Origin of the sequence: Tardiphaga sp. 42S5 (assembly GCF_034044155.1) — a bacterium.
GTDB classification, from domain to species: domain Bacteria; phylum Pseudomonadota; class Alphaproteobacteria; order Rhizobiales; family Xanthobacteraceae; genus Tardiphaga; species Tardiphaga robiniae.
In genome coordinates this window covers 1,494,501-1,507,132 of sequence record NZ_CP139027.1, presented here as the reverse complement: position 1 = coordinate 1,507,132, position 12,632 = coordinate 1,494,501, and the positions used below count along the sequence as shown (strand labels likewise).

Below are 12,632 nucleotides of genomic sequence, written 5' to 3'. Positions count from 1 at the left end.
TTCTCGCCATTATGTCGCGCGGACTCTAATTCTTCTTTTCCGGCTGTGGCTTTGATTTTCCATCCAGCCAATCCTCATTGTCTGCCAGGGCATTTAGAGCCTTTTCGCGCCTATGTTCCCGTGCTCCTTCCCTGAGAGATTTGGTCTTATCGCCACGTTTGCCTGCATCCGTAGCCTCTTCCCGTAAATCTTCTGCTTTTGACACAAATAGCCTCCTACCTTTGCCGAGCATAACACGAGCGATCGCCCGCCTAGGTTGCGTTTGTTTTCTGGCTAACAGAACGTTAATTTCGGCCCGGTCACCATCGCGCTGGCGACGAGCAAGGCTATCCGCCATGCTGCGCACCCGATCCCACCCCTGTCCAAATTGCGGAGCCGCCGCTTATTGGCTCAGATTCTCCCTTCCGGAAAGCGGCTACGTTGTGCATTCCTACGAGTGCCCAAAGTGTAGCTTCATCCACGCCGATATTGAGCCAGATCCAGTGATCAAAGCCGAGGGCTGGTTGAAGGGCGAGTTGCCACCGCCGGAGAATTAGCCATCGTCAGGCGCATCATCGTGAAACCTTGAGACACGGAAGACATCGCCAGGTTGAAGGGTTGGTCGGCAGCGGAGCGACAGCCCTGCGTGCGGCCGCAGCACTCGGACGACCCGTTCCGTCGGTAAAAAGAAGGCGCGCGAACCTGGCACTCCACTGCCAGGCCTCCGCGACGTCAGGGCTACTACGTGAGACAAGGGAGCTATGGAGGCCGGCCGACACCTATAGTATGGGCGATCGGGAACTTTCGGCAATTCTTCTCATTTGATTCAAGCGGGCGCTAGCACCGCATGCGAATGGAGGAATACTATGAAAAAATTTCTTATAGTCTCCGCCGTTTCAACTTTCGTCGCTACTGCGGCATTTGGCCAAGCGGCCGTTACGACTGAGTATTACGTGGTCCGCGACACCACCACCAAGAAGTGCACCGTCGTCGATAAGAAGCCGACGACAACGACCACCACGATCGTCGGTAATGGCACCTTCAAGACGAGGACTGAAGCCGAAACCGGTATGAAGACCATTAAGGTGTGCACCGAGAACTAACCGTCTCTCGGCTACTGCCACTGTTTGGGCGGCGGTGGATCGCCGCCGCCCCGCAAGCCAAGCTCCACGCTTGTCTGCCATCGGATCGAAATGACGATCAAATTCCGGCTTTGCTAGTCCAATGCCAGCCAATCCCTAGATTCAACGTTCGCGAAAAAAGACGCGCCATACGAAGGTAGGCGCGGAGTTGAATCCCTGCACAGTTTGCGTTTGATGCAAGGATCTTAAGACAAAGACAATCAGTCGGGCGTTGTTCCTAGCGAGGAGTGAAGATCGATCCGTCCCTCGAGGAAAAATGCGCACAGCAAAACGCAAGCCGCCAACGGGCGAATCATTGAGCTTCCTTTCATTGTGATGGTAGACATCGTTTAGCCGGCGTGCCCCAGAAGCCACGCCGGAGCTTGGCCCGCTCATGGATTCGGTTGACCAACGGCCCGTTTTCACCTGTTTGGACAGGAACGATTCCGGCTTGTTTGTGTTTTTCTCGCGGCTGGTAGTTGTTGGCCCATAACGCTGCTGGCCGGGCTCGGCGGCTCCCCGTTCCCCCAAACCCGACACCGCCGAGCCGCCTCTTTTTACCAATGCTGTCCACTCGCAGAATCAGATTCTTCTGCGTGTGGAGCGATGCATTTGGAGGCGAGAATGTTCCTGATGGGGCTTGGCGCGCTGCTCGCTATCGGCGGAGTCTTGTACATGGCATGCACTGCTATTTGGCGGGGACCGCTTAGCGGCCCTGATTCTTCCCGGCCGGTTCGCGACACTTTGGAGCCGCCACGACGCGGCATGAGATTCTTGGGACTCGGAACGAACTGGCCGGGCATTCTCCTTTTGGCAATCGGTGCAGTTCTGTTGGTGTCGGGGGCCAATCTCTAGACTGCACATTTCCACTCGGCTTGGCAAAATGCAGGGGTCGGTGATGCGCGACATCGATATCATCACGAAAGCGATGGAAGATGCTCAGGTTGTACTTCACGTTTCGTCGCGCTCGGGCCGCGTGACGCTCCGGGCGTGGTGTAGCGAATGCTTGAGATATTGGACCCAGAGCATGTTGTCGCGGCTCAGGATAGGCTGCGTAAGGTATATGGCCAGCTGCGGTTGGTAAAATGAAGCGGGGCGGCAGGAGCCATATAGCTTGTGCCCCGGAAAAAGACGCACAACTTCTTGAAGAACTAAAGACCGAGCGCCGCTATCGGGTCATTGCTCTCGCGCATATGCGGACTCCCAACGCTATAAAGGAGCGAGCCGCAAAGCTGCGGCAGCTGTCGAGGGAGAAGGTGGCGAAATCGCCTGGCGACCACCTGCACCGCAAGGTCACGAGGGTTTCGGTTTCTCGTGAAAACGAAATACCTGCATCGTTAAACGGCATTACGCCGGAACGAACTAAACGCTTTTCAATTCTGTGGAAGCGAGCGAAACGATGGAGGGTCTCATGCCTCGCGGAGACAAATCGAGCTACACCGACAAGCAGAAGCGGATGGCTGAACATATCGAGGAAGGCTACGAAAAACGTGGCGTGTCCGAAGATGAAGCCGAGCGGAGAGCTTGGGCAACCGTCAATAAGGAAACCCACGGCGGGAAGAAAAGCGGGTCCGGTCGCGGGACCAAGGAAGACCACTCACCATCCCGCAAAGGTGGTTATCTCGGCGGCGAGGCGTCGGCGCGCAGGCCAGCTTCCGAGCGTTCTGCATCAGCGAAAAAGGGTGCGCGCGCACGCGTAAGCGAAATGCTGCCTGATAGACCGAGGCACCAGCTCGCTTCGAGGTCTAGTATGCGAGACAAGGGCGCGATCGAGGATCGCCACCCGCTCTAAAAGCTAGGGTTTTAACCGATGCCGGTCGACAGAAAACTCTTCTAATCTGACGCGATAGCCGATGGCCTACACACTGAGGAGGTATGGATGACTGACATCCCTGACCGCCGGTCATTCCTTCGTTTAGCTGGCAACGTGATAGCGCTCGCCGCGGTCGGTGCCGCAGGCGTTCGCTTCGTTGATATTGCAGAGGCCATGCCTGTCGCACCCGTCATGGGAGCCACTGAAAAGCGAGTTAGTCTCATTACGCCGGTGCAATGGGGACCGCCGCACGGACCCGGCTGGCGAAGACGTTCCCGGCGCGGGCGCCGCTGGGTCTGTTGGTGGCACCGCGGGCGTCGTCGTTGCGGATGGCGATGGTAGCTTGCGTTCGCCCGTCTTTTCGATTGGACTCCGAGAAAACATGGGAGGTTTAGAATGAACAGATTAGCCGCATTCGCTCTCTGTGGCTCGGTGTTGATGGGCGCCGTCACCATGGCGCGCGCTGACCAGCCTGGGCCAGACTGGATGCCAATGGAGCAAGTGATAGTGAAGGTCCTGCAGTCCGGCTACTCCCTGGTCTCCAAGCTCGAGGCCGACGATGGCCGATGGGAAGGTGAAGGCATCAAGAACGGCAAGAAGATGGACTTTCACGCCGACCCGAAGACTGGCGTAATCATTGCTGAGAAGCCGGCCGACTAGATCGCATACCCGCCGCCTATCCCGACTTCAGACCTACTGGATCATCACCTTCGCGATACTACCACCCATGACGATTGCATTGCATTGACCGTCGCTCGAGACGAGACCGATGCGTCGCCCCCTTGAGCCCGGCCTCAGGCCCTCCTCCACGGAGATGAAAAGCGTCACTGAACGTCGTCAGGGCACCACCCGTGCCCCGGATGCTTGGAACTACTCTCGGGCGGTTTGTTGCTGTAGTAGCCGTTAGTTTGCAGGAGCCTCACAAATTCACTCATGAGCTGCTCATTGTGTTCGTCGGCTTCCGGTCGGGCGCGGCCGAATGCCTCGCGCAGGATTGGATGGCGGCTTACACCCGCGATGAACCTGCTTGAGAAGAGCAGGCAGATCGCGATTGGCCCCGCCGAGACGGAGGACGAGGCTCGCGCCATAGCGACAACAGCTGATCCCATGGGACGAGACTGGCGAGATCCGCACGCATTTGCCACTGATAGCATTGACACGCCGGAATGGCACGTCATTGGCGACGTCATCTTTCGCTCGACGCCCGCGCCAACTACTCCGAAGTCAAAGCGATCTAGGAAGGTCAGACCATGTCTAAGAGCAAAACTGAGAGCCCACTAGAAATGTGGGCCGCCGATTTGCTGATGGAAGCCCACGCAATCGAACCATGCCACGAGCACGGCTATAAGCGCTTGCGGCACACCCATCGCTCAGTGGACTACGCCCTCGCCCTTGCGGAGCAGCGCAAGTTCTCAGGAAAGAACAAGAACGTTCCGCCGAAGATCGGCGACCGGGATGTCCTTGACCGTCTGGAACAGCCGCATGCGGATGATCCTGTAAAGCTGTTGTTGCGTGCCGGTGCGTTTCGCTCAGCGCTCAGCCGGGCGTTCAAGTCTGCAAGGCCCAGTCCGCCGCCTGCCAGCGCAGTTGCCCGCGATCCGAGACGATGCGACCGAGACCCGGAAAGGGCATATGGGTCGCCGCGATCAGCGCCCCTTCAGCAGCAGCCTGCGCAAAGAACTTGTCGCGCATTGCCTGTGCCGCCGGACGGTCCTGTTCAAACAGGAAGCCCACATCGGTCGCGCTCGGATGGATCACGGGGAAGACCATGTCGGACACCATGATGAGGCTCTGGCCCGCATCCGCGATCCGCACGCCGATATGGCCCGGCGTATGACCGGTCAGATCGACGATGGAGATGCCGCGCGCGATGTCGCGCTCGCCATCGATCTTCTGTAGCTTGGGGTATAAGCGCACGACCTCGTTCGACATTTGGAAGCTGGGCTGCAGATAGTCTGGCGCGTCGGCACGCTTTGCCGGATCGGTCCAATGGACGACGTCTCGCCGGTCGATATAGAGCTCGGCCTTGGGGTAATTCTTCTTCCCGCCAACGATCAGGCCGCCCATGTGGTCCTGATGCATATGCGTCACGATCACCGCATCGATTTGATCGCGGCTGATGCCGAATGCGGCAAGCGCCTGCGGCAGCGCACCTGTCTGCCCGATGGAGCCCGCCGGCCCGGTATCGATCAGGATTCGGCTCTGGCCGTCCTCGATCAGATACTGGTTGAAAACGAAACGCACGCCACTTGGCCGCGCCGTGAACTGGGCCGCCGCAGCCTGCTCGACCTGTTCAGCCGTGCGACCGGGAAAATAGGTGTAAGGCATGTCCGCGTAGCCATCGGTCAGCGCGGTCACGGTGAAGCGCCCGATCCGGATCTGCGCCAGAGGCGTCACTGCACCCTTTGCGGGCGCCGCTGTGCTCTTGGCCGAGGCAACCTCGGGAAGAAGGCCGCCACCAACTATTCCGACACCCAGTCCGCCTATCAGCGCGCGACGAGAGAGATTGGTCATGGCTGGCCTTCCTGATCGTTGACGCGAGCCTTGGTGCACGCGTCCTCTGCCTGAGGGCACGCGTCTCGCGACGCCCCGTTCCGCGGAAAACTAGAGTCGCCATCTGAAAAACGGTATCCTAAGTCTGCAAGAGGGTTCCTCCCAAACTAGGGAAGGTATGATGGACCGGTTCGAGGCTATGTCGGTGCTGTTGGCTGTTGTCGAGGCTGGGAGCCTGTCAGCTGGTGCGCGGCAGTTGCGTGCGCCGCTCGCCACGGTCAGCCGTAAGGTGGCCGAACTCGAGCAACATCTCGGCACCCGATTGGTCATCCGCACCAGCCGCAAGCTCACGCTCACAGATGCTGGCCGCGCCTATGTCGCTGCCTCCCGGCGGATCCTCGAACAGGTGGAGGAGGCGGAGCGAGAGGCTGGCGGCGAATACAATGCGCCGCGCGGGGTGCTCCATGTCACCGCTCCCATCGCATTCGGGGAGCGCCACCTGTTGCCCATCGCACTTGGCTTCCTGGCGGAGCAGCCCGATATCTCGTTGCGGCTCATGCTTGCCGACAAGCAGATCGATCTCGTGAGTGAGCATGTTGATCTAGCCCTGCGCATCGGCCATCTGGAGGACAATGCACTGATCGCGACGCGCGTGGGCGTGGTGCACCGTGTGATCTGCGCCAGTCCTGCTTATCTGGCCCGGCTTGGCGTGCCGCGCGTGCCGGAAGACCTGGCGCGGCATGAGGGAATTGCTTTCCATGGTTTTGCGACATCGCCCGAATGGCGCTATCGGCGCGACACCGCAGCCTTTGCGGTGGAGCCGCGCGCGAGGCTGGCCGTGAATACGACGGACGCAGCCATACAGGCGGCTCTTGCCGGCATCGGGATCATCCGGGTGCTCTGCTATCAGGTGGCGGATGAGTTGAAATCCGGCCGGCTGCAGATTCTGTTACCGGATTTCGCGCCGGAACCATTACCGGTCAGCTTGGTCTATCCGGATGCCGGATTGCAGCCGTTGAAGGTCCGGTGTTTTCTGGACTGGGCCGTGCCGCGTTTGCGGGCTGATATGGCGCAGTTGCAAGTGGATTGGCTTCTCAGGGAAAAGGCGTCAAGCTCGGGAGTTGCCTGATTGTTCGATGCTCAGATCGATGATGACCGAAGATCTTATCGCCGCTTTCTCGGTTCGCACTGCCGGTCCGGTCTCGGCAAGCGTCCAACGGCTCGATTGTCGGCTTTGCGCCAGGAGCGGGCATTTTTGACTTTGTTTTTCGTCAACGGCCGCCATCGCTACATGAGAGGTGACAGCACCATCCACGGAGGTCGCGAGATCAAAGTCCGGGGCTTTGCTGCCCCGAACTGGTAGAGCTCGGACTACCTCCGAAACTTTGAGATGTTTTCGCCCAACCACCCGGCGACAGACCGAGGTTCGCGGCCCGTCAATGCCTTAAACGTTGTTGTCGTTTCAGCCATCACCGACTGGTAAAATAGGCGGTCTAATCCGAGCAGCACATCAGCGACAAACTCGCTCAGTCCCGAGGCCAGGAGCTTCTCGCGCTGCTCTGCAGGGCTTCGCTGCTGATATGTGACGGTCCGACCAAGCAGTTTCGAGATTTCTTCGGCGACCTCCGGCATGCTTACGGCCCGCGGGCCGGTCAGGTGGTAGACGCGCTGAGAAGTGGGGTGCGCGTCGTCCAAAAGCGCAACGCGCGCGGCATCGGCGACATCGCGTGTATCGATCAGGTTGACCACTCCCGAGCCGGCCGCGCCGCCCCATGCATCATCTGCGACTGGAGTGCCTGCGCGCGCCAGGATGTCGACGAACGTCGACGGCCGCAAAACCGTGTAGCCGATGTCGACGGTCGCAAGATGCGCCTCGATCTGCATGTGCCAATCCATCGGGTGCAGTCGCGAGGGCGGACCCATCGTGGATAATTTCACGATTTGACCCACGCCTGCGGCGACCGCCGCATCGATCAGGGCCATCTCGTTGGCAACCTGCCGGGGGGACGTGCCATGAGCCAAAAACAGCCTGTCGGCGCCACGCAGAGCTTCGTCGAGGGTCGATGGCGCATCGAAATCCACTGCCGCGATGGTAGCGCCAGCGGGTAAGCCTTCCGCATTCGGATTTCTCGTTAGCGCCACTAAATCGAGAGGTTCTGACGCCAGGCTTGCGATCAGCGCGGATCCGACGCGACCCGTGGCGCCGGCGACGGCAATGCGGGGGCGGCTGCTGTTGGGCTGAGAGTGCTTGAACATGGGAGCATCCTTACGTATCCTGGAACGATCGGTCCACCATTCTTGGAACGATCGTTCCAGTATGTCAAGCGAGTACCCGATGAGCGGAAAGCCCCAGTTCGATGACAGTGCAGTGATCAACTCTGCGATGGAGGTGTTCTGGCGGCACGGCTACGCAGCGTCGTCGATCGACCAACTGACGACGGCGATGGGTCTGTCGCGATCCAGCATGTACAAGCGCTTTCAGGACAAGGACGGACTGTTCCAGGAAGTGCTTTCGAACTACGCGCAGCGCGTCCTAAAGCGGATGAACGCGGTTCAAGCTGGCACGAAGCGCCAACAGCTGGAGGCGCTACTTCACGAATTCCTGCCCACAGCCGATAAGGCGGCCCGCCCAGCCGGCTGCATGCTCGCGCGTTCCTGCTCGGAGATGGCCGATCTGCCGCCGGTGAGCCAAGCGGTGGCGCGGGAGGGACTCACGGGCCAGCGCACCATCCTCAGCGGAATTTTGCGTGAAGCGGTCGCAATCGGAGAATTGGCCCCGGGATCCGACATCGACGGGCTGTCGTGGCACTTCCTCGGTGTCCTGCACGCTTCGATGAACCTGCCGCAGGCTGGCGCCACGTCTGGAGAGCTACGCCGTGTCGTCGACCTCGCCATGTTGGCATGGCCGTTGATAGAAGACGCCAAGATGAACCCACGTCGACGACGTACTAACAACTAGTCTCCTGGCTATAAAAGAGTTTTTATAAGAAATCGGGAACGAGGCCATCAGACCAAAGCTGTGGTCAAGTCTTGGCGAGCGACGCAGTTTTAATAGCTGAGCAACGGCGCCAACCTTTGCAGATGCCCGCTTTGCGCCAGGAGCTGACATTGTCGGTAGCGCGTAACATGGACGCGCGGCACGCCACCTCACTCAAACTATTTCTCACATTCAGAAAATCGCGCTGGAGAACCTGCATTGCCAGTTGCGCGGCGCCAGGCCCCCGGCGGTAGCCCAGTCGAAGCGGAAAAGACGCGGGTGAAGTGGCTTTGATCGGCAAAGCCACAGGCCAGTGCGACATCAGCCAACGGCGTATCGGTCTTCATCAGAAGACCTCGGGCCTGCTCGACGCGCTGGGACAGGATCCACTGGTGAGGCGCCTTGCCCGTCGCTTTCTTGAAGCCGCGAATGAAATAGCCGCGCGACAACCCGCAGGCCTGGGCAACATCAGCAACGCGCACATTCCCGGCAGCGTTGCTGCTCAGCATTTCGATGGCGAGCGCCAGTTGCGGCCGCGATAATGCCGCGCCTTGCGACGTGGCTTCGAGACTGGTCGCATTGTTGTATCGCTCGATCAGATGAATTCCGATCGTCGTTCCGAGCTGGTCGAGGAACAACGGACTCGCCTCGCTACTTTTCTGCAGCAAGGGCTCGACCACGCTGACGAGCCGCAACAAGACGGGATCGGTGTCACCAGCGTGGCACGCAAGGTCGACCGCGCCCCGCCACCCGTGCTCCTGTGCCAGTTCGATCAGGAACGGCCGCGAGACTTCCATCAAGAAAAAGTCGAACGCACCGCGCAAATCGGCACGATAGTCATCCGCGAGATTGCGAATATAGATCGAGCCTTCCTCGAATTCATGGCCCGTGGCGTGATGCTCGTGGAAAATTCGTCGCCGATGACCACGCCCCTGCGAGACGCCGATCAAAAATCCGCGATCGTCCGCTGCAGTCGAGATCTGCCCGAGATGCGGATCGTCACTGCCCTTGCGGAAAAATTTGATCCCGGCGCTGCGTAGCTCCTGATCCTTGTGGAGCTTGCCGGAGGGGCAACCGAACACGTCGATCTTGGGCGACTTCGGCTTCGGCGGGATTTGCGACCGCTCAAGCATGTGGACCGGTCCCGTATATGATTCACTGTCGGGAATTCGGGTACCCGTCATCATATACCTCATCGCTACATGCCGCAGATTTCAATTCGGACAAAGGCAACGTTGCGCGTAGCCGCTGCCCCATGATTTCCAGAATGCGGAATTGGATGCGGGTAGACAATTGGAGCATGGTGGAGACCGACTAGACCTTAGTCTAGGCAGGCGAAGGCGGTTCATGTCCAAGCCGGTCGGCCATCCGGACGATGTCCGCGATGGAGTTTGCCCGCATCTTGCGCATCACCGTGCCACGGTGGAGCTTGATCGTGGCCTCGCTCAGGCCCAGCGCCGCCGCGATCTGCTTGTTCATCAGGCCGGCAGCGACATGTGCGAACACCTCGCGCTCCCTGACAGTCAAGGTTTCAAAATCCGCCTTGAGGCCGGCAATTTTCTCTACCGCATGTTTCGTCGCACGATCGCGCTTCACGGCCGTCTCAACTGCCGCGAGAAGGTCCATCGCGCGGACCGGCTTGGTCAGGAATTCGACGGCGCCGGCTTTCATCGCCCGCACCGACATGGGCACGTCGGCAAAGCCGCTGATGACGATCGCCGGCGTCGTAACATGCAGGTTTGCCAGATCATCGAGAAAATCAAGTCCGTTGCGACCGGGCAGATGCACATCGAGAACGATACAGCCGAATTTATCCCGGTCGTCCTTCGCGAGAAAATCCTGTACCGAGGCGAAGCACTCCACCTGAAGGCCGACCGAGCGCAACATCCCATCCAGTGCCTCGCGAATCCCCTTGTCGTCATCGATGACGGCGATGATCGCAGCGGCCGACTCCGGATTCGCGATCACGACGCCACCTGCAGCGAACGTCGTGGCAGCGTGAAGCGAAATCGCGTACCGGTGGGCACGCGCGGTTCCGCCCAAAGCCGACCACCATGGGCGTCAATGATGGACCGGCAGATCGACAGCCCCATGCCAATACCATCCTGTTTGGTAGTGAAGAACGGATTGAAGATCATATCGAGATGGTCGGGATCGATGCCGGCCCCGGCGTCTTCGACAGTCACGCAGACCTCTCCCGACGGATCCATCGCCGACGCAACCGTCACTCGCCGCTGCTGCGTTTCCGATGCATTGATGGCATCGGCCGCGTTAGACACCAGGTTCAACATCACCTGTTGTAATTGCACCCGGTCGCCAACGATCAATGGCTGCCCGGGCTGCAGATAGACGTCCAGCGCCAGTTCCTGCCGCGACAGCTCCGGCTGCACGATCGAGAGAACCCCCTCGATCATCTCGTTCAGATCGAGCACTTCGAACACCACCGGCGCGTTGCGAGCAATCGCGCGTACGCGTTCGATGATCGCCCCGGCGCGATGTCCCTCCGCGATGGCCCGTTCCGCGGCGGCGCGGGCTTCGCCGACATTGGCCTTCTCGCCTTTGAGCCATTGCACGCAGGCCTCGGCATTCATCACGACAGCCATCAATGGCTGGTTGACCTCATGCGCGATCGATGCAGTCAACTGCCCCATCGTGGTGATCCGCGACATGCGCGCCAGCTCCGCCTGTGCGACCTGAAGCGCCGCCGCACTTTCACGCAGCTTGCGATCGGCGCGGTCCTTGTACAGGGCCATTTCGATCACGGTGCGCAGTTGCAGATCCTCAAACGGCTTGAGCAGATAGCCGAACGGCTCGGCCTGGCTGGCGCGCCTGACAGTCTCGTCATCGGCATAGGCCGTGAGAAACACCACCGGAGTCTGGCATCTGGCACGTATCTGCCGGGCGGCATCGATGCCGTCAATCTCACCTTCCAGACGAATGTCCATCAGCACCAGATCGGGACGGTTGTTGATTGCGAGTTCAATCGCAGCCTCGCCGCGGGCGGTCACGCCGATCACGGAATGGCCAATCCGTCCCAGCTGTTCGCTGATATCGCGGGCAACGATGCGATCGTCCTCGACCACCATCACGCGAGCACGCGTCACCATGACGCGAGCCTCTCGCTGCGGCCGGCCTTGAATGTGAGGATGCAGGTCGTGCCACCGGTACGGTCGACAGAGAATGTGCCATGCAACTGCTCGACGAGATCGCGTACCAGCTGCAGACCGAGCGATCTGGTCTCGATGAAGTCGAACTGCTCGGGCATGCCGACGCCATCATCCCCGACGGTTAGAATGAACGTGCCGTCTTCACTGCGGCCGAACGTGACCTTGATATGCCCGCTGCGTTTGCCGGGAAATGCGTGCTTGAACGCGTTGGAGACGAGCTCGTTAATGATAAGACCACAGGAGACGGCGCGATCCATGTCAAGCGTGACATCATCGCTTTCGGCGGTGATCTCGACGCGAGCCCGCCCGTAGGCGCGGCGCAGGTGCGTGCATAGACTGAGGATATGTGTCTTCATCTCGATCTCGGCGAAATTGCCGGCGCGATAGAGATTTTCATGCACCAGCGCCATCGACCTGACGCGATTGCGGCTGTCGGCAAACAATGCCGACGTCATGGGGTCGGCGATACGCGACGCCTGCAGGTTCAGCAGGCTGCTGATCAGCTGCAGGTTATTCTTGACGCGGTGATGCACTTCCTTGAGCAACGCTTCCTTTTCGTTCAGCGATGCTTCCAGCCTTTCCCGCGCTGCGTTTCCTGTGGTGATATCCATCATCGCGCGTCGCAGTTCGAGCTGATTCATGATCTGCCGTGCGAGCGCCTGCAAGGTGAAGCGCTGGCGGGTGGAGAGACCGTCCGGACGCGGCGTATGGTCCAGCACACAGACGGTGCCGATCGGCAGACCATTCTGCGTTTCCAGCAGCGCACCGGCATAGAAGCGCAGCCTGGGGCCGCCGCTCACCAATGGGTTGTCCTGGAAGCGCGTATCCGAGGACAGATCGGGAACCACGAACAGTTCGGTCTGGCGGATCGCCTGCGCGCAGATCGAATGATCCAGCGGCAGTTCCCGATCGCCATGCGCGATGCCGGTGAGCGTCCAGTGCCGATCACCGTCGATCAGATTGATGGCCGCGATCGGCGCATCGCAGATATCCGATGCAATCTGCACAAAATCCTCGAAATCCGCATCGGCCGCAGAGTCGAGGATATCGTATCGATGCAAGGCCGCGATCCGATCGCATTC

General features: G+C 59.9%; 12 protein-coding genes. 5 read left to right on the top strand and 7 right to left on the bottom strand.

Annotated elements, in window-relative coordinates; genetic code table 11:
- Positions 1-25 precede the first annotated feature (25 nt).
- Entirely contained in the window at positions 26-337 is a 312-nt protein-coding gene (locus SFY93_RS07025; protein ID WP_320446539.1) for a hypothetical protein, read from the bottom strand.
- Positions 338-845: 508 nt separating this feature from the next.
- On the opposite strand from SFY93_RS07025, the gene SFY93_RS07020 reads away from it, so the two are divergent.
- From SFY93_RS07020 to SFY93_RS07010, 3 genes are all read left to right on the top strand, one after another.
- Positions 846-1,082, top strand: coding sequence for a hypothetical protein (locus tag SFY93_RS07020; RefSeq protein WP_320446538.1), 237 nt, complete (start codon positions 846-848; stop codon positions 1,080-1,082).
- 1,429 nt (positions 1,083-2,511) lie between these two features.
- Positions 2,512-2,892, top strand: a complete 381-nt coding sequence (locus SFY93_RS07015; RefSeq protein WP_320446537.1) for a plasmid stabilization protein — start codon at positions 2,512-2,514, stop codon at positions 2,890-2,892.
- Positions 2,893-3,309: 417 nt separating this feature from the next.
- Complete coding sequence (locus SFY93_RS07010) at positions 3,310-3,573, top strand: PepSY domain-containing protein (protein WP_320446536.1); 264 nt, start codon at positions 3,310-3,312, stop codon at positions 3,571-3,573.
- An 888-nt stretch (positions 3,574-4,461) separates the two neighbouring features.
- Here the strand turns inward: SFY93_RS07010 and SFY93_RS07005 are convergent.
- Complete coding sequence (locus tag SFY93_RS07005; RefSeq protein ID WP_320446535.1) at positions 4,462-5,427, bottom strand: MBL fold metallo-hydrolase; 966 nt, start codon at positions 5,425-5,427, stop codon at positions 4,462-4,464.
- A gap of 160 nt (positions 5,428-5,587) precedes the next feature.
- On the opposite strand from SFY93_RS07005, the gene SFY93_RS07000 reads away from it, so the two are divergent.
- Positions 5,588-6,535, top strand: a complete 948-nt coding sequence (locus SFY93_RS07000; protein ID WP_320446534.1) for a LysR family transcriptional regulator — start codon at positions 5,588-5,590, stop codon at positions 6,533-6,535.
- A gap of 242 nt (positions 6,536-6,777) precedes the next feature.
- Here the strand turns inward: SFY93_RS07000 and SFY93_RS06995 are convergent, their stop codons facing one another.
- The gene (locus SFY93_RS06995) at positions 6,778-7,662 is read right to left on the bottom strand and encodes an SDR family oxidoreductase (protein ID WP_320446533.1); all 885 of its coding nucleotides are present in this window, start codon (positions 7,660-7,662) and stop codon (positions 6,778-6,780) included.
- 79 nt (positions 7,663-7,741) lie between these two features.
- Between SFY93_RS06995 and SFY93_RS06990 the strand changes: the two genes are divergently transcribed.
- On the top strand, positions 7,742-8,365 hold the full coding sequence (locus tag SFY93_RS06990) for a TetR/AcrR family transcriptional regulator (RefSeq protein ID WP_320446532.1): 624 nt from the start codon (positions 7,742-7,744) through the stop codon (positions 8,363-8,365).
- Between the two features lie 197 nt (positions 8,366-8,562).
- On the opposite strand, the gene SFY93_RS06985 is transcribed toward SFY93_RS06990, so the two are convergent.
- From SFY93_RS06985 to SFY93_RS06970, 4 genes are all read right to left on the bottom strand, one after another.
- Complete coding sequence (locus SFY93_RS06985; RefSeq protein ID WP_320446531.1) at positions 8,563-9,516, bottom strand: helix-turn-helix domain-containing protein; 954 nt, start codon at positions 9,514-9,516, stop codon at positions 8,563-8,565.
- Between the two features lie 193 nt (positions 9,517-9,709).
- Positions 9,710-10,348 carry a response regulator transcription factor gene (locus SFY93_RS06980; RefSeq protein ID WP_414717133.1) on the bottom strand — a complete coding sequence of 213 codons (639 nt, stop codon included), beginning with the start codon at positions 10,346-10,348 and terminating at the stop codon, positions 9,710-9,712.
- Positions 10,348-11,490, bottom strand: coding sequence for a sensor histidine kinase (locus SFY93_RS06975; RefSeq protein WP_320446529.1), 1,143 nt, complete (start codon positions 11,488-11,490; stop codon positions 10,348-10,350). Before SFY93_RS06975 ends, SFY93_RS06980 begins: the two co-directional genes overlap by 1 nt.
- Positions 11,484-12,611 carry a histidine kinase dimerization/phosphoacceptor domain -containing protein gene (locus tag SFY93_RS06970; protein WP_320446528.1) on the bottom strand — a complete coding sequence of 376 codons (1,128 nt, stop codon included), beginning with the start codon at positions 12,609-12,611 and terminating at the stop codon, positions 11,484-11,486. The genes SFY93_RS06975 and SFY93_RS06970 overlap by 7 nt, the downstream gene beginning before the upstream one ends.
- Between the last annotated feature and the right edge of the window lie 21 nt (positions 12,612-12,632).